The sequence below is a fragment of the Clostridium perfringens ATCC 13124 genome, assembly GCF_000013285.1.
Classification (GTDB): domain Bacteria; phylum Bacillota; class Clostridia; order Clostridiales; family Clostridiaceae; genus Sarcina; species Sarcina perfringens.
This window is the reverse complement of the sequence record NC_008261.1, coordinates 2115578-2136259: the sequence shown is the minus strand read 5'-3', so window position 1 is coordinate 2136259 and position 20682 is coordinate 2115578. Positions and strand designations below refer to the sequence as shown.

The window sequence follows — 20682 nt, the reverse complement described above, 5'->3', positions numbered from 1 at the left end:
TTAATTATCTATGAGTTTTTAATTGTTAAAATTTATTATTGAGGCTTTTTTAGGGAGGAAATATGAAGAATTTTATAAAGTTTATAAGTTTAATTTTAATTAGTGCATTACTAGGAAGTATAATATGTTTTTTTACTAATAAAGATGGTAAATATTTAGAAAGTGAAAGTTTTAGTGAAGAGTTAATACTAAAGGGGTTAAAGGGAGCAAGAGCCTTATGTAATGATGAAGAGAATATTTATATAGCATTAGAAAATAAGATTTTGAAAATAGATAGAAATAATAATGTGTTTTTGGAATTAAAAGAAGAGGGAAATATATATGATTTAGAATATTATAATGAATTTTTATATTATACTTTAGATGAAAAGTTAGTATCTTATAACATAAAAAGTTCAGAAAGAGAAGTTTTAATTAAGGACATTCCTAATAAGGGAATAAATAAAGAGGATACTAGGATTTTAATAAATGATGGAAAGCTTTATTTAACCATAGGGACTTCTACAAATTCTGGAATAGTAGATGAAGAGGGAGAAAATCCTGATATTCCTCCAGTAGATATTGTTTTAAGTGGAAGAAATTATGATGAAAATAAAAAAGGAGCTTTTGTGCCATATAATACTAAGACAGTAAAGGGAGAAAAGGTGAAAGGAAATATATTAGGTAATGGAGCTATTATAGAATTTCATATAGAGAGCAAGAAAAAGCAATTATATTCCTATGGAATAAGAAATGTTAAAGGCTTTGATTTAAATAGTTCAGGAGAGATTTTTGCAATTGTTGGAGGAATGGAAGATGAGGGGTATAGACCTTTAAGTGGAGATTCAGATTATATATATAAAATAGAAGGAAAGGGAACTTGGTATGGTTGGCCAGATTATAGTGGGGGAGATCCTGTTAATTCTCCAAGATTTAGAGAAGAAGGAAAACCTATAATTAATTTTATAACAGATGAACATAAAAGCTATGTAATGCCAAAACCACTATACCAAAGTGAGGGTACTAGAAATATAAATACATTATTAATAGATAGAGAAGGAACAATTCTAGGAGATGAGAATTCATTTTTATTCTTTAACAACAAAAACAATACTCTTTCAAAATTATTAAAGGAGGGAGAGGTTAAAGAATTAATATATTTAGATAAAAATTCATATATAAATGATATGAAAATAATAGGTAAGAATCTTTATATACTAGATGGAAATAAGGGGGTACTTTTTAGACTAGAAAAAAGTAACACTATAAATAACATACCTATTTATAATTACTTTGTTATATTAGGAATAAACTTTATATTAATTGGAGTTTTAGGTATTAAGTTCCTAATATCCTTAAAGAAAAAATAAATTAAGTAATTAGTTTGAATTTTAAAATATAAAAAAATAATTATAGAAAATAAAATTATAAGAGTAATTTTTTCTAATAAGCATAGAAAGAATTACTCTTTAAATGTATAATAGAAATTAATATGGAATAAATTGGGAGTGGTATTATGGTGAGAGAAGTTATACTTGATATGAGTAACATAAATTTTAAAGGTAACACTTTAGATGTTGGTATAAATAACTATGGAATTATTTATAATATTTTAAAGCAAACAGAAAGTGAAATAAGTGTAGATTATTATGTTGAAAGTTTTAATGGAGAATATAGAAATCAATATGATAATGGTGTGCTTTTCTTTTCTTTAAGTCAATTGCATAAAAATGAGGTTGAAGATGTTGTAAAAAACATATGGAGCAATGTAAGATTTGGAGGAAACTTATATATATGGGATAGAGAAAAGCAAAAAAAAGAAACTGTAAATGATAAGGTTAAAGTTTTAATGACAGGAAATAAAGAAAAAGAGTTTGAATTTATAGATAATAGTATTTCTAATGAGTTTACAGTAGATAGCTCAAAAAAAATACTTGAAAAATATTTTGAAATAGAGGAAACTAAAGTTTGTGATAAAATAATATTTATCAAAGGAATAAAGAGAGGAAGTATAAAGAATGAAAATACTGCTAACAGCAATAAACTCAAAGTACATTCACAGCAACCTAGCAGTGAGGTACCTGAAGGCATTTACAAAGGATTTAGATTTCCAAGGTGATATAAAAGAGTTTTCAATAAATGATAGAGTTGAGAATATTTTAGAAGGTATTATTGAGGAGAAACCAGATGTAGTGGCTTTCTCCTGTTACATATGGAATATGGAATTTGTAAATAGACTAGCTGAACTTATAAAACTTGTTGATCCTAATATAGAAATACTTTATGGCGGACCAGAAGTTTCTTATGAAGGAAAAGAATTTTTAGAAAATCATGAAGGTGAATATGTAATAGTAGGAGAAGGAGAAAAAACTTTTAGAGAGTTTGTTCTTTATAAGCTTGGAGAAGGAAAAATAGAAGATATAAAAGGATTAAACTACAAGAGGGACGGAAAAGTCTTTGAAAATCCTAAAAGACCTGAAATGGATATGAATGAATTAGTGTTCCCTTATACTTATGAAGAAGATATAAACAATAAGATTGTTTACTATGAAGCTTCAAGGGGATGTCCTTTTAAGTGCAAATATTGCCTTTCATCTGTAATGCATGGAGTTAGATTCTTAGATGTAGAAAGAGTAAAGAAAGAATTAAAATATTTCATGGAAAGAGGATTAAAATTAGTTAAGTTTGTTGATAGAACTTTTAATTGTAATAGAGAATACACAGTGGAGCTTCTTAAATATTTAAGCGAACAGGATACAGAGACAAGATTCCATTTTGAGGTTGCAGCAGATCTTTTAACAGAGGAGCAAATAGAAATATTAAATAATGCTCCAAAGGGAAGATTCCAATTAGAGGTTGGAGTTCAAACTACAAATAATGAAGTTCTACATAATATAAATAGATATATTACATATGAAAATATAAAAGAGAAAGTATTAAAAGTTGCAGCAGGAAAAAATGTAATGCAACATTTAGATTTAATTGCAGGACTACCAGGAGAAGATTTAGAATCATTTAAAAAATCTTTTAATGATGTTCATGCCATAAGACCAGATGAAATTCAATTAGGTTTCCTAAAATTATTAAAGGGATCTTCAATGAGAGAGGAAGCTGAAAAGTGGGGAATAGTTTATTCACCTTATGCTCCATATGAAATAATAAGAAGTAAAGATATAAGTTATGAAGAGCTTTTATTATTGAAGAAAGTGGAAGCAATGGTTGATAAATACTATAATTCATGTAAATTTAATAATGTAATTAAATTCTTCTTAAATATATATGAAAAACCTTTTGATTTCTATTATGATTTAGCTATGTTCTTTGAAGAGAAGGGTAATTTCAAGAGAAGCATAGGAAATGTTGAATATTATAAGATATTATTAGATTTTTATCTTGAGAAGATAGGAGGAGAGGATGAAGGTCTATTTAAGGAAGTTTTAAAATTTGATTATTTATGCTTTAATAAAAAGAGGTGGTTACCAGACTTTTTAGTTAGAACAATTACAAAAGAAGATGAGCAAAATATAAAAGATAGTTTTGATAGACAAATGCCATTTAAAAAAGCTCATATAGAAAAATTTGAAATAGATATAATTAATTACATTAAAAATGGGGAAATTAACTTTGAACCAAAATATCTTATATTTGATGAAATGAATTTTGACTATGATTCATATGTAGAAGTAGAAATGAAATAAATGGAAAATTAAAAATTTATTAGTATATTAGTCGTATTAATATACAATATGCAAAGATATTAATACGACTTTTTGTAAATGTTAATAGTTTTAATCTTTTATTCAAAAAAATGTAATGTGGATTTTTGCAAAAAAACCTTTGAAAATGTATACATTCATAAAATTATGTTGAATTAAGTTAATTTTCATGTATAATTAATATTAAGGGTTAATTAATACTATATAAAGTATTAATATATATTTTATAAAAATTCCTTATATAAAGGTGGTGAAACTTTGGCAATAGAAGCAATAAAAGAAATTAAAAAAGTTGAATTGCAAGCTGATGAAATGATTAAAAAAGCTCATGAGCAAAGCAAAAAAATAATTTCTGATGCAACAATAGAAGCTGATGAAAGATATAACTCAATAATAGAAGAAGCTAAAAATGTTGCAAGGGGAATTGTTAGCAATGCAGAGGAATCCGGAAGAAAAGAGGCTGAGGTCATACTTTCAGAAGGTGAAAAACAATGTGCTGAGGTATCAAGTCTTAAAGGTTCTAAGATTGATTCAGCAGTAAATTTAGTTATTGAGAGGATTGTGAAAACTAATGGCAATAGTTAAGATGAATAAATTCACCTTACTTGCCTTTGAATCAGAGAAAGAAAAGCTTCTTAAAAAAATTCAAAGTTCTTCAGAAGTTGAGTTCATAAACTTACAAGATGAAGAAAAAGTGGAAGGCAATGAAGTCTTTGAATCTCTTAGCAAAGATGATTTAGATGCTGAAACAACTCTTATAGAAGAAAATGTTTCAAAAACAAGATCAGCTTTAGACTTCTTAAAAGAGTTTGTTGCTGAAGTTGGAGGACTTAAGGCTTTAAAAGCTGGTAAAGAAAGCTTAACTTTGGATGAGCTAGAAGTAAAGGTTGAAAATAGCAACTGGGAAGTCGTTTATTCAGAGGTTAAGAAAATGGAGAGAGAGCTTGCTACTCTAGAAAACGAAAAGACAAAACTTTTAGGTGAAATAGAAATCTTAGAGCCATGGCAAAGTTTCGATGCTCCACTAGGTGAATTAAATAATTTTGAAAAAGTAGTTGCGTTCTTAGGTGTGATTTCAAGTCAAAACCTTGAAAACATGAAGAACGAAATTGAAAGCGAATTCAAGGAAAGTTATATAGAAGTTATTTCTAACACTGACCAAGATTCATATGTCTTTGTAATGACAATGAAAGAAAGAGCTGAAGAAATGGACGAAGTTTTAAAGAACTTTGGTTTTTCAGCGTTCCAAACTAAGTACAAAGAAAAAGCTTCAGTTCTTGTTGAAGAGTTTAAATTAAAGATACAAGAAATCGAAGCTCAAAAATCAGACTTAAAAGGAGTACTTTCAAATTACAGAGAAGAAAAGAGAACTTTAGAACTAGCTTATGAATATTACAGCAACATACTTCTTAGAAAAGAAGCAAGTGAAAACTTCTTAAAAACAGATAAAGTAGTTGTTATTCAAGGTTGGGTTCCTAAAAATGATAATTCTTCTTTAGAAGGAATCATTCAAAGTTCAGTAGGAGATATGTATTATCTTGAGTTTGAAGAAGTTAAGGAAGAAGAGGTTGCAGAAGTTCCAGTTAAATTACACAATAAGGGACCAGCAGCAGCTTTCGATTCAATAACAGAAATGTATAGCTTACCAAGATATGATGAAATAGACCCTACACCACTTTTAACACCTTTCTACCTAGTATTCTTCGGCATGATGGTTGCAGATTTAGGATACGGACTAGTATTATTTGTAGGATCACTATTAGCTATGAAATTACTTAATTTAGATGAGGCACAAGAAAAGTTTGCTAAATTCTTTATGTATTTAAGTATAGCTACAACTATTGCAGGTGCAGTATTTGGTACTGCCTTTGGATTTGAATTGAAATCTATAGGACTTATAAATCCAAGTAAAGATACCAACTTGTTACTAATTTTATCAGTTGGATTTGGGGTTATTCAAATATTCTTTGGATTATTTATAAAAGCGTACATGTTAATCAGAGATAAGCAATATTTATATGCTTTATTTGATGTAGGATCATGGATTATGCTTTTAATAGGTCTTCCAATGATATTCTTTGATGGTCCTATAAGCTTAGTAGGTAAAGTATTATCAATAGTAGGTTCAATATTAATAATCTTAACACAAGGTAGAGATGAAGAAACAAAAGGTGCTCAAATAGGTCAAGGTTTATATGCCTTATACGGTATAACAGGATACGTAGGAGACTTAGTATCATATACAAGACTTATGGCTTTAGGTATTGCAGGTGGATCAATAGCAGCTGCACTTAACTTAATAATAGGTATGTTCCCAGGAATAGCAGTTATAATTGTAGGACCTCTATTCTTTATAGCAGCTCATACATTTAACATGCTTTTATCATTACTTGGAGCATATGTTCATACAGCGAGATTACAGTACGTTGAGTACTTCTCAAAATTCTATGAAGGTGGCGGAAAAGCATTCACACCATTTAGAACAATAAATAAATTCATAACAATAAAAAGAAATAAATAAATTATAGTTAAAATTAAATTAAAATAACATTATATTTTCAGGAGGAATTAAATTATGGAAAACTGGATTTCATATTTTATGGCAAATTACGGAGGATTAATATTTGGAGCTTTTGGAATAGCATTAGCTGTAGGTATGTCAGGTATAGGATCAGCTAAAGGTGTTGGTATAGTTGGGGAAGCAGCAGCGGGATTAGTTACTGAAGAACCAGAAAAGTTTGGTAAAGCATTAGTTCTTGAATTATTACCAGGTACACAAGGTCTTTATGGATTCGTTATAGGTTTCTTAGTATTTAACCAAATCAGTAATGGTGATGCATCATTAGCTAAAGGATTATACTTATTATTTGCTTGTTTACCAATAGCTATCGCTGGATTATGGTCAGGTATATCTCAAGGTAAAGCAGCTGCAGCTGGTATCCAAATCTTAGCTAAAAGACCAGAGCACAATACTAAAGGTATCATATTCGCAGCAATGGTTGAAACATATGCATTATTAGGATTCGTTATATCATTCTTATTAGTAAATGGTGCAAGCGTAATACAATAATAGTAAGCAAAGATTGGAGAAGTGAAGGGAATGTCAAATTTAAATAATTTAACTTCCAAGATTCTAAATGATGCTGAAGAAAAGAAAAAGTATATATTAGCTGACGCTGAAGCCCAAAAAGATAAAATAATATCTAAGAAAACTAATAGAGCAGAAGCGGATAAAGAAGAAATAATAACTAAAGCTAATATAGAAGCAGAAGTTAAAAAAGCAAGAATAATTTCAAATGCTAAATTATCAGTAAGAAATGATATGTTAAGAGCTAAGCAAGACGTTATATCAAAAGTATTTAACGAAGCTATAGAGAAGTTACAAAATCTTTCTAATGGAGATTATAAATACTATGTTATCTCAACTTTAGATTCTTTAGAGTTAGAAGGAACAGAAGTTATTATAATCAATGAAAAAGATAAAGATATATTTAGCAATGAGTTCTTGGAAGCATTAAATAAAGAACTTGAATCTAAAGGAAAAAAAGGAAGTATTACATTAAATATGGAAGGCAAATTTAATGGTGGCTTCATATTAGATAGAAATGGAATACAAATAAATAATACCTTTGAAGCTTTAATTAACTCTTTAAGAGGAGAGTTAGAGTTTGAGGTGAACAAAGTATTATTTGATTAAGGAGGATGAAGAATGGATTCAATGCAATTTTTGCAATTAATTCCTAGAATCAGAGTATACGAAAAGAAACTCCTTGATAAAGCTCAAATAGAAAGAATGATAGATGCAAACACTTCAGAAGGTGCATTAAAAGTTCTACAAGAAACAGAGTATGCAGCATTTATGAATGAAGTAAGAAGACCAGATGATTATGAAATTCTTTTATCAAATGAGTTAGTTAGATTATATAAAACTATGTATGAAGCTAGTCCTTTAAAAGAAATCATAGATGTTATGGCTTTAAAATATGACTATCATAACATAAAAGTGTTAGTTAAGGGGAAAATCTTAGATAAAGATTTTTCCCAAATGCTAATACCAGTTGGTATGGTGGGAGTAAATGATTTAAAATCTGCAATAAATGGAGAAGATTTTGGTAGACTTCCTAAGAAAATGGAAGAGTGCTTAAGAAAAATATTTGAAAAATTTGAGGAAACTAATGATCCTCAATTTATAGATTTAATCGCAGATCAATACTTATATGCTCATATTCATGAAATTGCAAATAAGAAAAATATAAAAGATAAGGCTTTAGATAGATATCTTACTAATCTTATAGATTTAAATAATGTAAAAACATTATTAAGAGCTAAAAAGCAAGATAAAAATGTTAACTTCTTTTTAGATGCTATAGTACCAGGTGGTAGTATAGATGCAAGTAAGTTTAGAAGTTTATACTTAGATACAATCGAAAATATTCCAAACAACTTAAGTAGTAAAGAATATTCACAAGTACTAAGAGAAGGTATAGCTAGTTACATAGAGACTTCATCAGTTAGTGAATTTGAAAAGCTTATTGATAATCACATTATGAGTATAATGAAGGAAGCTAAAATAGTAACTAAAGGTTTAGAGCCAGTTTTAACATATATGTATGTTAAAGAGAATGAAATAAAGCAAATAAGAACTATCATGGTTGGTAAATTAAACAATATTACTAAGGAAGTAATAAGAGAAAGGCTGCGTGATGGATATGTATAAGAAAATAGGAGTTGTAGGTGATAAAGATTCAGTTTTAGCTTTCAAAGCTCTTGGAATAGATGTGTTCCCTGTAGTTGAAGATGAAGAAGCTAGAAAAACAATTGATAAGCTTGCAATGACAGGTTATGCAGTAATCTTTGTTACAGAGCACGTAGCTAAGAATATAGAAGAAACTATCGAGAGATATACAAGACAAGTACTTCCTGCTGTAATATTAATTCCAAGCAATCAAGGAACTCTAAATATAGGAAAACAAAGAATATCAGATAACGTTGAAAAAGCAGTTGGCGTTAACATTTTATAGAAAGTAGGTAGATAACTTGAAAACGGGGAAAATTATCAAGGTTTCAGGTCCTTTAGTAGTTGCTGAAGGTATGGATGAAGCTAATGTATATGACGTTGTAAAAGTTGGAGAAAAGGGTCTTATCGGAGAGATCATTGAAATGAGAGGAGATAAGGCTTCAATCCAGGTATATGAAGAAACATCAGGTATTGGACCTGGGGACCCAGTTATAACTACTGGAGAACCACTTTCAGTAGAATTAGGACCAGGACTTATAGAGTCAATGTTCGATGGAATACAAAGACCTCTAGACGCTTTCATGAAAGCAGCTAATTCTGCTTTCTTAAGTAAAGGGGTAGAAGTTAAATCTTTAAATAGAGAGAAAAAATGGCCTTTTGTGCCAACTGCTAAGGTTGGAGATAAGGTTTCAGCTGGAGACGTAATAGGAACAGTTCAAGAGACTGCCGTTGTTCTTCATAGAATAATGGTTCCTTTCGGCGTTGAAGGTACAATAAAAGAAATCAAAGCTGGAGATTTCAATGTAGAAGAAGTTATCGCTGTAGTAGAAACTGAAAAAGGTGATAAGAATTTAACATTAATGCAAAAATGGCCTGTAAGAAAAGGTAGACCATATGCAAGAAAATTAAATCCAGTTGAGCCAATGACTACAGGACAAAGAGTTATAGATACTTTCTTCCCAGTAGCTAAAGGTGGAGCTGCTGCCGTTCCAGGACCTTTCGGAGCTGGTAAAACAGTAGTTCAGCACCAAGTTGCTAAATGGGGAGATACTGAGATAGTTGTTTACGTTGGATGTGGAGAACGTGGTAACGAGATGACAGACGTTCTTAACGAATTCCCAGAACTTAAAGACCCTAAAACTGGGGAAAGCTTAATGAAGAGAACAGTTCTTATTGCTAATACATCTAACATGCCAGTTGCTGCCAGAGAAGCATCAATATATACTGGTATAACAATAGCAGAGTATTTCAGAGATATGGGATACTCAGTATCAATCATGGCTGACTCAACTTCACGTTGGGCAGAGGCTTTAAGAGAAATGTCAGGAAGACTTGAAGAAATGCCAGGAGACGAAGGTTACCCAGCATACTTAGGATCAAGACTTGCTGATTACTATGAAAGAGCTGGTAAAGTTGTAGCTTTAGGTAAAGATGGAAGAGAAGGAGCTGTTACAGCTATCGGAGCAGTATCCCCTCCAGGAGGAGATATATCTGAGCCAGTTACACAATCAACTTTAAGAATAGTTAAAGTTTTCTGGGGACTAGATGCTCAATTAGCATATAAGAGACACTTCCCATCAATTAACTGGTTAACATCATACTCATTATACTTAGAAAAAATGGGTGAATGGATGGATGCTCACGTAGCAGACGATTGGTCAGCATTAAGAACAGAAGCTATGGCACTTCTTCAAGAAGAAGCAAACTTAGAAGAAATAGTAAGACTTGTTGGTATGGATGCACTTTCAGAAGGTGATAGATTAAAACTTGAAGTTGCTAAGTCAATAAGAGAAGACTATTTACAACAAAACGCATTCCATGAGAATGACACATATACTTCATTAAATAAACAGTACAAAATGTTAAACTTAATCTTAAGTTTCAAACATGAGGCTGAAAAAGCTTTAGAAGCTGGAGTTTATTTAGATAAAGTATTAAAACTTCCTGTTAGAGATAGAATTGCAAGAAGTAAATATATTTCAGAAGAAGAAATAAGTAAGATGGATGACATCTTAGTTGAATTAAAATCAGAGATGAACAAGTTAATCAGCGAGGGAGGTGTTCTAAATGCTTAAAGAGTACAGAACAGTTACAGAAGTTGTAGGACCCTTAATGGCTGTTGAAGGCGTGGAAGGTGTTAAATACGATGAACTAGTTGAAATAGAAATGCAAACTGGTGAGTTAAGAAGAGGTAAAGTTCTTGAAGTTAACGGAGATAAAGCTATGGTTCAGCTTTTCGAAGGTTCAGCAGGAATCAACCTTAAAAATACAAAAGTAAGATTCTTAGGAAGACCACTTGAAATTGGTGTTTCAGAAGATATGTTAGGAAGAGTATTCGATGGTATGGGAAGACCAAAAGATAATGGTCCAAATATAATACCAGAGAAGAGATTAGATATAAATGGAGAAGCTATAAACCCAGTTGCTAGAAACTATCCATCAGAATTTATTCAAACTGGTATTTCTGCAATAGACGGACTTAACACTCTAGTTAGAGGACAAAAACTTCCTGTTTTCTCAGGATCAGGTCTTCCACACAAAGAGTTAGCTGCTCAAATTGCAAGACAAGCAAAAGTTTTAAACTCAGATTCTAAGTTCGCAGTTGTATTCGCTGCTATAGGTATAACTTTCGAAGAAGCTGAATTCTTCGTAGATGAGTTCACAAAAACTGGTGCTATAGATAGATCAGTTCTATTTATGAACTTAGCATCAGACCCAGCTATCGAGAGAATAGCTACTCCAAGAATGGCATTAACTACTGCTGAGTACTTAGCATATGAAAAAGGAATGCACGTTCTTGTTATAATGACAGATATAACAAACTACTGTGAAGCTTTAAGAGAAGTTTCTGCAGCTAGAAAAGAGGTTCCAGGAAGAAGAGGATATCCAGGATACTTATATACTGACCTTTCAACATTATATGAAAGAGCAGGAAGATTAGTTGGAAAAGAAGGTTCAATAACTCAAATTCCAATATTAACAATGCCTGAAGATGATAAGACTCACCCAATTCCAGACTTAACTGGATACATCACTGAGGGACAAATAATCCTTTCAAGAGAACTTTACAAGAAAGGAATAATGCCTCCAATAGATGTTTTACCATCATTATCAAGACTTAAAGATAAAGGTATTGGTAAAGGAAAAACTAGAGAAGATCACGCTGATACAATGAACCAATTATTCTCAGCGTATGCTCAAGGTAAGCAAGCAAAAGAACTTGCTGCTATCTTAGGAGAATCAGCATTATCAGATGTAGATAAAGCATACGCTAAATTTGCTGAAGCTTTCGAAAATGAATATGTTTCACAAGGTTTCACAACTAACAGAACAATAGAGGAAACTCTAAATCTTGGATGGAAATTACTTAAGATCTTACCTAGAACAGAGCTTAAGAGAATTAGAGATGAATATCTTGAAAAGTATATGCCTGTTGGAGAGGATGAGTAAGAATGGCACAAAGATTAAATGTCAATCCTACTAGAATGGAACTCTCAAAGCTAAAGAAAAGATTAGCAACAGCAACAAGAGGACATAAATTATTAAAAGATAAGCAAGATGAGTTAATGAGACAATTCATAAATCTTATCAAATATAATAATCAATTAAGAGATGAAGTTGAAAAGGAACTAGGAAGTTCCTTAAAAGACTTCGTTATGGCTAGAGCTGTTATGAGTTCAGAGTTCCTAGAGGAAGCTATAGCATACCCTAAAGAAGAAATTGAGGTTGAAGTGGGAAATAAAAACATAATGAGTGTAAATGTGCCTATAATGAACTTCAAAAGAAAATTAGAAGGTGATGAAGGTAGTATTTATCCTTATGGCTTTATGAATACTTCAGCTGAACTTGATGATGCAATTTCTAAACTATATGGAATTTTACCAAAGTTATTAGAACTTGCAGAAGTTGAGAAATCTGGTCAGCTTATGGCAGACGAGATAGAGAAGACAAGAAGAAGAGTTAACGCTCTTGAATATATGACAATTCCTCAATTAAAAGAAACTATCAGATACATCAGAATGAAGCTTGATGAAAATGAGAGAAGTGCCTTAACAAGACTTATGAAAGTTAAGTCTATGATAGAGCAAAGAGGATAATATATTTAAATTAATAAAAAAGGCAATCTTATGTTAATAAAACATCAAGATTTGCCTTTTTTCTTTACTATTTTCAAAATAAAATGTATAATCTTATTAAGCAAAATAGATATTTTAATATAATAAAAATTTTAATAACACCTTATATATGTAAAATATCTAAAAATATGGTATAATAAGTAAATATTATACTGAAATATTAGGGGGGGCTTAAAATGAACAGTGTTATGAATTTAACAACTTTAGAACAAATAAAAGCATATTCAGATCCTTATAGGCTGAAGATAATAACTTATCTTAGAAATAATCAAGAATCTGCTACGGTAAAGGAAATTGCTGATTTTTTTGGGGAAGTACCAGCAAAAGTTCATTACCATATTAAAAAATTAGAAAAAGCAGGCATCTTAGAGCTTGTAAAAACAAAAGAAATAAAGGGAATAATAGCAAAATATTATTATCTAACTGCAGAAAGCTTCAATATAGAGGGAAATCAAATTAAAAAAGAAGCTAAACAAGTTTACAAATCTCAAATATTAAATATTCTAAGTGAATATTATGATAGTTCAAAGGAACAAACTATGAAAAGAATATCTGAGAAAGTAGATACTGGTAATGCAGAGGATTCCATAGGTTTCAATTATAAGAACATATACTTAAATGAAGAAGAGTTTAAAGAAGTAAATAGACAAATGAGAGAACTGGTTAAAAAATACGAAAGAAAAGAAGAAGGAAAAATGCCTTGTCATGTATTTTCAGTTTGCTTAAAACATGAAGTAGAGTAATTATTAAAATATGATTAAATTTCTTAATTAGTGATATAATAAGAAGTGATAAAATAATTTTAATTAAAATGTCATTAATATGACTTATTAATCTACTAGAATAGTATATGTAAGAAAAAATGTTTTTAATACAGAGGGAGAAAAAATGATTAAGTATTTAATTGTAATGCTTATTCCTTTTGTCATAGTATATCTATTAATGCCAAAGTTTATTGAATTTGCAAATGAAAAGGGTTTTGTTGATAAGCCTACAGGAAGAAAAAAACATGATAAATTAACACCTTTAATAGGTGGGGTTGTTATGTATATAGGATTTTTTGCAACATACCTTTTTGGAATAGATTCTACAAGGCAATTATCACAAACTTTTATTATATTTATAGCATCTACTTTGGTAATAATAATAGGAGTAATTGATGACTATTATAAGGGAAAGGGCAAAGAGTTTCCAATTTATCCAAGGGTTATAATTCAAATTTTAGCTGCAACTATGGTTTTTAAAGCTGGGATTGTTTTTAGAGGTATAACTAATCCATTTACTGGAGAGTTTACTCAATTTTCAGGATGGATTCAATATATACTTACAATAACATGGATTTTTGGGGTTACTACAGTAATAAACTGGTCTGATGGAATGGATGGATTAGCAGGAAGCATTTCCATAATATCTGCTATGACTATGTTTGTTGTTGCTCTTGCAAAAGGACAATTTAACTCTGCATATATGTCAATAACTCTAGTAGGGTCAATATTAGCCTTTTTAAGATATAATAGACATCCAGCGCGGGTATTTATGGGTGATTCAGGTGCTAACTTTTTAGGGTTTATTTTAGCTATTATAGCCTTAGAAGGTGCTTTTAAGCAAGCAACAGCATTATCTATATTAGTGCCAGTATTAGCCTTAGGAGTTCCTATTTTTGATAATATCTTTGTAATTTTTAGAAGATTTCAATCTGGAAAGCCTGTTTATGAAGCTGATAGAAGCCAAATACATTATAGGCTACAAGAAAGAGGAATGTCTGTAAAGCAAATTGTGTCATATATATGCATACTAAGTGGATGTTTAAGTTTAGTATCATTATTAATAATTATGATAATATTATAAGTATTGACTGTCTTTAAAGTATAATAAGTTTTAACTTAGATGCTTTAAAGACAGTCAATAATATTTTACAGAGAATATAATATATAATTTATTAGTGAAAAATTTATATTTTTATGTTTTAATATATTTATAGGAATTTTGAAAGGAGAAGTTAAATGGCTGTTAAGAAAATAGTTCAAATAGGACACGAAGCTTTAAAAAAGGTTTCAGAACCTGTTAAAGATGTTAATGAAGTTAAAGGATTAATACAAGATTTAAAAGATACATTAGCAACTGTAGAAGGAATAGGATTAGCTGCACCTCAAATAGCAGTTAATAAAAGAGTTGTTTATATAAATTTTGGAGATGGTGAGAATGAATATGTTCTTATAAATCCAGAGGTAACAGGTGTTTCAAAGGAAACTTATGAAGATTATGAAGGTTGTTTAAGCTATGTAATGCATGAGGGATTAGTTGAAAGACCAAGAGCAGTAAGAATACAAGCTTTAAATGAAAAGGGCGAATTAAAAGTTTATGAAGCTCAAGATCTTTTAGCAAGATGTTTCTTACATGAGATAGATCACTTAGAAGGTATTATGTACGTTGATAGAGCTAAAGAAATGTACGAATTAGTTGAAAAATAAATAGCTAGTTTAAGAGTATAGATTTAAAAATCTATACTCTTTTTTTATATTTTTACAAAAAAAGTCTTGATTATCGTTTACAAAAGTATTATTATCTAGTTAATCGGTTCACTGAATCGGTTAACTAGGGAGGGATATTAATGAATAAGATATGTGTACTTGGAAGTATGAATATGGATTTAGTTTTAAAGGTTAAAGATATGCCTAAAGTAGGAGAAACTATACTCTCTAAGTCATTTCAAAAAATAGCTGGTGGAAAAGGAGCTAATCAAGCAGTAGCAGCTAAAAGAAGTGGCGCAGAAGTTTTCATGATTTCTAAAATAGGAAAAGATGAAAATGGAAGAGAGTTAAGAGATAAATTAGTAGAAGATAATATAGATGTTAAATATGTTTTTGAAGATAGAATAGAGCCAACTGGAATGGCTTTAATAATGGTAAATGATAATGGAAATAATTCAATAATTGTTAATGCTGGTTCAAATATGACATTAACAAAAGATGAAATACATAGTGCTGAAAATTTAATAAAAGAATCAGATATTATAATTTCACAATTTGAAACACCAGAGGATATTACAATAGAAGCATTTAAAATAGCTAAGGAAAATGGAAAAGTTACAATATTAAATCCAGCTCCAGCTAAAAAAATAAAAGATGAATTATTAAATTACACAGATATAATAGTTCCAAATGAAACAGAAGCGGAGCTTTTAACTGGAATTGAAATAAAATATATAGAAGATGCTAAAAAAGCTGGGGATATATTCTTAGGTAAAGGAGTTAAGTTTGCAATTATTACTCTTGGTGAAAAGGGAGCAGCTTTAATAGGAAAAGATTTTTGTGAAATAGTTCCAGCGTATAGAGTTAATGCAATAGATACTACAGCTGCTGGAGATAGCTTCATTGGAGGCTTAAGTTCAAAGTTAGATACTAAAAATTTAGGAAGAGAGACTTTAAGTAGTTCCATAAGATTTGGAAATAAGGTATCATCAATAGCAGTACAAAGGAAAGGGGCTCAACCATCAATACCATATCTAAAGGAAGTTTTAGAAGTTTATAAGGGAGAAGAGTAATTATGAGAAAAACAAGTTTATTAAATAGTAACATAAGTTCAGTCATATCAAAGATGGGACATACTGATATGTTGGCTATAGGGGATTGTGGATTACCTATACCAAAGGAAACTGAGAGAATAGACTTAGCTTTAATAAAAGGCGTACCAGGCTTTATAGAAACTTTAAAAGCTATTTTAGAAGAATTACAAGTAGAAGAGGTACTTATTGCTAAGGAAACAGAAAAGGTAAGTCCAGAATTATTTACAGAAATAAAAGAGATTATAAAAGATACTAAAATAACTTTTATATCACATGAGGAATTAAAGAAAGAATTAAAAGATTGTAAGGCAGTTGTTAGAACTGGAGAACAAACTCCATATGCAAATATAATCTTAAAATCAGGGGTTGTTTTTTAAAAAAGTTTAAAAATGAATATTCTGCTCAGTATTTATTGGGTGGAATATTCTTTGCAAAATAGGAATTTATTTTGGGAGGTGTAGTAAATGGGTGAAAGAACACCAATGCTAAAAATGGTAGGTGTATCAAAATCCTTTCCAGGAGTCAAAGCTTTAGATAATGTTAGTTTAATGGCTTATGGTGGAGAAGTTACTGCTTTAATGGGAGAAAATGGAGCAGGGAAATCAACTTTAATGAAAATACTAAGTGGAGTATATAAAAAAGATGAAGGTAAGATATTCATTGAAGGAAGGGAAGTAGAAGTAAAGGGAATTAAATCAGCAGAAGAAGCTGGTATAACAATAATTCACCAAGAACTTAGTGTTTTAAATAACTTAACTGTTTCAGAAAATATATTTTTAGGTAATGAAAAACATAGTAAATTTACAGGAAGAATAAATAAAAAATTATTAGATGAAAGAAGTAAAATGTTCTTAGAACAAATTGGTTGTGATATAGATCCAAATAGATTAGTTAGTACTCTTAATGTAGGTGAAAAGCAAATGATAGAAATAGCAAAAGCTTTAACTAAGAATGCTAGAATAATTATTATGGACGAACCTACTACAGCCTTAACTGATGTAGAGACTGAAAACCTTTTTAAAGTAATAGAGAATTTAAGAAAAAAGGGAATAGCAATAATATACATATCACATAGAATGGAAGAAATATTTAAAATATGTCATAGAGTAGAAGTATTAAGAGATGGTAAATATGCAGGAAGTGCAGAAATAAAAGACATAGATAATGATAAGCTTATAGCAATGATGGTTGGAAGAACCATAGAGGATCAATTTCCATACAGAGATGTTAAAAAAGGAGATTTAGCTTTAGAAGTTAAAAATCTTAGCTGTAAGGAAGGAGTTAAAGGAGCTTCATTTACTCTTAGAAAGGGAGAAATATTAGGAATTGCAGGTCTTATGGGATCAGGCAGAACAGAGCTTGCAAAAACAATATTTGGAGAATATAAAAAAACAAGTGGTGAAATTTCTTTAAATGGAAGTCCTATTAATATAAATTGCATAAGTGATGCCATAAATAATGGTATATGTTATCTTTCAGAGGATAGAAAAAAAGAGGGATGTATTTTAGGAATGTCTGTTGGAGAAAATATGACCTTATGTAACTTAAAGAAATATGAAAATAAGTTTAAATCTCTTGATAAAAAAGAAGAAGCAAAGGATATAGAGTACTATATTAAGAAGATAAACATAAAAACTCCAAATAAGGAACAATTTATTAAGAATTTAAGTGGAGGTAATCAACAGAAGGTTATACTTGCTAAATGGCTTATGCTATCTCCAGAAGTATTAATAATTGACGAGCCAACTAGAGGAATAGACGTAGGTGCAAAGAAAGAAATTTATGAACTTTTAAATGAACTTAAAGCTAGTGGAAAAGCCATAATAATGATTTCTTCAGACTTACCAGAGGTTTTAGGAATTAGTGATAGAATTATGGTTATGAGTGAAGGAAGAATCTCTGGGGAATTAAATAGAGATGAAGCAAACCAAGAAAGTATAATGAAATTAGCCGTTGGAATAAACAATTAGGGAGGATTACATAATGAAAGCGAATGTTAAAGCAAATATATCTAAATATAAATCTCTTATAGGACTAGTATTATTATGTATAGTTATTACTATAGTTACTCCAAACTTTTTAAGTGTATCTAATATAACTAACGTATTTACACAGGTTTCAGTTAATGCAATCATAGCAATAGGTATGACTTTCGTAATTTTAACTGGTGGAATAGACTTATCAGTTGGATCTACTTTAGCTATTAGTGGTGCCGTAGGGGCTTCTATTGTTAAGTCAACTGGAAACGTATTCTTAGCAATTATAGTGGCAGCTGTTATTGGTATAGCAGTTGGATTAATAAATGGTTTATTAGTATCAAAAGGAAAACTACAAGCATTCATAGTTACTTTAGCTACAATGACAATATTTAGAGGAGCTACTTTAGTATTTACAGATGGTACTCCAATATCAAAATTACCTGAAGCTTTTGTTAAAATAGGAAATGGTAAACTTGGATTTATGCCAATACCAGTTATAATAACAATAATAATAGCAATCATAGCAGTATATGCTTTATCACAAACAAGATTTGGAAGATATTTATATGCTTTAGGTGGAAATGAAGATGCTTCAAGATTATCAGGAATAAATACAGATAAGATAAAAACTTTAGTTTATGTAGTATCAGGTTTTGCCTCAGCTATTGCAGGGGTAATAATAACAAGTAGAATAGGATCTGCTTCACCTAATGCAGGAACAGGATTTGAATTAGATGCTATCGCTGCTGTAGTAATAGGAGGAACTTCTTTAGCAGGGGGAGAAGGAACAATTACAGGTACTTTAATAGGTGCTCTTATTATAGGTGTACTTAATAATGGATTAAACCTTATGAATGTATCACCATTCTATCAATCAATAGTAAAAGGTTTAGTTATATTAATAGCAGTACTTTTAGATAAAAAGAGCAGAAAAAATTAAGAAGCTTAAGAGGTGAGTTTTATGCATATAAATAAAAAGATATTTTCAGTTGGATTAATGCTCATGATGCTTATGACTTCATTTATAGGGTGTGGAAGAGATAATAAGCCTAAAATAGGAATGGTATTATCAACTCTTAATAACCCATTCTTTGTAAATATGAAAGATGGAGCAGAAAAAGAGGCTGAAAAATTAGGATATGATTTAGTAGTATTAGATTCTCAAAATGATCCAGCTAAGGAAAGAGCAAATGTAGAGGATTTAGTACAATTAGGAGTTATTGCCTTACTTATAAATCCAACAGATAGTGATGCCGTAGTTAAGACTGTTGAGGTAGCTAACAAGAGTAATATTCCAGTAATAACATTAGATAGACAAGCTAATGGTGGAAAAATAACAAGTCATATAGCTTCAGATAATATAAAAGGTGGAGAAATGGCTGCTGAGTATGTATTAGATAAATTCAAAGATGAAAAAGGACCAATAAATGTAGTTGAGATACAAGGTATTCCAGGTGCATCAGCTACTAGAGATAGGGGAGAAGGATTCCATAATATAATGGATAAAAATGATAAATTTAACTTTATTTCAATACAAGCTGCTGATTTTGATAGACAAAAAGGTCTTCAAGTTATGGAGAAAATATAATCCAAGCTAATCCTAATATACAAGTTGTATTTGCTCACAATGATGAAATGGCTTTAGGGGCAGTTAAAGCAATTAAGGCTAGTGGAATAAATGCATTAGTTATAGGATTCGATGGAAATGATGATGCTAAAGATTCTATAGATGCAAATGAAATGACAGCTACAATAGCTCAACAACCAGATTTAATTGGAGCATTAGGAGTAGAATTAGCTAATAAGATATATAATGGTGAAAGCATTAAAGATAAAATAGCAGCAGACCTTAAGGTATATACTAAATAAGTAGTAAAATTTTAGATTTGTTTTGATTAATAATATTAAATAATGCTTGTATATGCTAAATAGTAGGGGTATAGGTAGTCATAATATGGTATAATTACTGTTGTTATAAAAGGAAGCGGACAAGAGGTGTTGCGTAAAATGGGAAAAACTACATTACTAGACATAGCTAAAGCAGTAAATGTATCAAAGACCACTGTATCTATGGTATTAAATAATAAAGAAATAAATGTTTCAAAAGAGACTAGAGAAAAAATATTTAAAGCTGCAAAAGATATGAATTATATACCAAATTCCTTAGCTAGAAGCCTAAGTACTAAAAAGAGTTATACTTTAGGTATGATAATACCAGATATTCAAAACCCTTTTTTCTCAGAAATGGCAAAGGCCATAGAAATTGAAAGTGAAAAGCATGGTTATAGTATTATTTTGTGCAACACTCTCAATGAAAAAAAGAAAGAAGAGGAATACTTAAAACTTTTAATTAGTAAATTAGTAGATGGTGTTATAATAGCAGCTTGTGGTGATGGTAAAGAGTGGATTAAAATTCTAAAAAATAATAAGATTCCTTTTGTTATGATAGATAGAATGGTTTCAGATGAAAAGAATGCTAATGGTGTATTTTGTGATAACAAGAAAGGTGTTGAATTAGGAGTAAATTACTTATTACTTTAAAATAAGTTTTGTAAAAAGTAAAGTTAAC

At 30.1% G+C, this 20682-nt stretch carries 19 protein-coding genes and 2 pseudogenes; all 21 read left to right on the top strand.

The genetic code is table 11. The features are described from left to right. The first annotated feature begins 62 nt into the window (after positions 1-62). Positions 63-1349: a PQQ-dependent sugar dehydrogenase gene (locus CPF_RS09230; RefSeq protein ID WP_011590923.1), complete on the top strand. Its 1287-nt coding sequence runs from the start codon at positions 63-65 to the stop codon at positions 1347-1349. Positions 1350-1495: 146 nt separating this feature from the next. Further along, the gene (locus CPF_RS09225) at positions 1496-2098 is read left to right on the top strand and encodes a hypothetical protein (RefSeq protein ID WP_003456036.1); all 603 of its coding nucleotides are present in this window, start codon (positions 1496-1498) and stop codon (positions 2096-2098) included. Further along, complete coding sequence (locus tag CPF_RS09220) at positions 1998-3677, top strand: B12-binding domain-containing radical SAM protein (RefSeq protein WP_003455900.1); 1680 nt, start codon at positions 1998-2000, stop codon at positions 3675-3677. The genes CPF_RS09225 and CPF_RS09220 overlap by 101 nt, the downstream gene beginning before the upstream one ends. A gap of 276 nt (positions 3678-3953) precedes the next feature. Next, a complete protein-coding gene (gene ahaH / locus CPF_RS09215; RefSeq protein WP_003456023.1) occupies positions 3954-4280 on the top strand; it encodes an ATP synthase archaeal subunit H in 327 nt (108 codons plus the stop codon). Then, positions 4267-6216: a V-type ATP synthase subunit I gene (locus tag CPF_RS09210; protein ID WP_011590922.1), complete on the top strand. Its 1950-nt coding sequence runs from the start codon at positions 4267-4269 to the stop codon at positions 6214-6216. Before ahaH ends, CPF_RS09210 begins: the two co-directional genes overlap by 14 nt. A gap of 54 nt (positions 6217-6270) precedes the next feature. After that, entirely contained in the window at positions 6271-6765 is a 495-nt protein-coding gene (locus CPF_RS09205; protein ID WP_003456004.1) for a V-type ATP synthase subunit K, read from the top strand. 30 nt (positions 6766-6795) lie between these two features. Further along, a complete protein-coding gene (locus CPF_RS09200; RefSeq protein ID WP_003449544.1) occupies positions 6796-7392 on the top strand; it encodes a V-type ATP synthase subunit E in 597 nt (198 codons plus the stop codon). 12 nt (positions 7393-7404) lie between these two features. Next, on the top strand, positions 7405-8412 hold the full coding sequence (locus CPF_RS09195; RefSeq protein WP_003471636.1) for a V-type ATP synthase subunit C: 1008 nt from the start codon (positions 7405-7407) through the stop codon (positions 8410-8412). Next, complete coding sequence (locus CPF_RS09190; RefSeq protein ID WP_003449642.1) at positions 8399-8716, top strand: V-type ATP synthase subunit F; 318 nt, start codon at positions 8399-8401, stop codon at positions 8714-8716. The genes CPF_RS09195 and CPF_RS09190 overlap by 14 nt, the downstream gene beginning before the upstream one ends. 16 nt (positions 8717-8732) lie before the next feature. Then, positions 8733-10508, top strand: a complete 1776-nt coding sequence (locus CPF_RS09185; RefSeq protein ID WP_003449648.1) for a V-type ATP synthase subunit A — start codon at positions 8733-8735, stop codon at positions 10506-10508. Beyond that, complete coding sequence (locus tag CPF_RS09180) at positions 10501-11883, top strand: V-type ATP synthase subunit B (RefSeq protein WP_003449785.1); 1383 nt, start codon at positions 10501-10503, stop codon at positions 11881-11883. The genes CPF_RS09185 and CPF_RS09180 overlap by 8 nt, the downstream gene beginning before the upstream one ends. 2 nt (positions 11884-11885) lie before the next feature. Next, positions 11886-12530 carry a V-type ATP synthase subunit D gene (locus CPF_RS09175; protein WP_003449608.1) on the top strand — a complete coding sequence of 215 codons (645 nt, stop codon included), beginning with the start codon at positions 11886-11888 and terminating at the stop codon, positions 12528-12530. Between the two features lie 215 nt (positions 12531-12745). Continuing rightward, positions 12746-13312, top strand: a complete 567-nt coding sequence (locus CPF_RS09170) for a helix-turn-helix domain-containing protein (protein ID WP_003456056.1) — start codon at positions 12746-12748, stop codon at positions 13310-13312. A 145-nt stretch (positions 13313-13457) separates the two neighbouring features. Next, entirely contained in the window at positions 13458-14417 is a 960-nt protein-coding gene (locus tag CPF_RS09165) for an MraY family glycosyltransferase (protein WP_003465120.1), read from the top strand. 155 nt (positions 14418-14572) lie between these two features. Continuing rightward, on the top strand, positions 14573-15040 hold the full coding sequence (gene def, locus CPF_RS09160; RefSeq protein WP_003449734.1) for a peptide deformylase: 468 nt from the start codon (positions 14573-14575) through the stop codon (positions 15038-15040). A 140-nt stretch (positions 15041-15180) separates the two neighbouring features. Further along, positions 15181-16113 carry a ribokinase gene (gene rbsK / locus CPF_RS09155; protein ID WP_003456067.1) on the top strand — a complete coding sequence of 311 codons (933 nt, stop codon included), beginning with the start codon at positions 15181-15183 and terminating at the stop codon, positions 16111-16113. A gap of 2 nt (positions 16114-16115) precedes the next feature. After that, a complete protein-coding gene (rbsD, locus tag CPF_RS09150) occupies positions 16116-16511 on the top strand; it encodes a D-ribose pyranase (RefSeq protein ID WP_003456057.1) in 396 nt (131 codons plus the stop codon). Between the two features lie 87 nt (positions 16512-16598). Next, positions 16599-18104 carry a sugar ABC transporter ATP-binding protein gene (locus CPF_RS09145; protein WP_003456071.1) on the top strand — a complete coding sequence of 502 codons (1506 nt, stop codon included), beginning with the start codon at positions 16599-16601 and terminating at the stop codon, positions 18102-18104. A gap of 13 nt (positions 18105-18117) precedes the next feature. After that, entirely contained in the window at positions 18118-19053 is a 936-nt protein-coding gene (locus CPF_RS09140) for an ABC transporter permease (protein ID WP_003456058.1), read from the top strand. Positions 19054-19074: 21 nt separating this feature from the next. Then, a pseudogene (gene rbsB, locus CPF_RS09135) lies at positions 19075-19982 on the top strand (ribose ABC transporter substrate-binding protein RbsB). Between the two features lie 138 nt (positions 19983-20120). Beyond that, positions 20121-20648, top strand: a pseudogene (locus CPF_RS09130) (LacI family DNA-binding transcriptional regulator); the annotation flags it as partial. Positions 20649-20682: the final 34 nt, after the last annotated feature.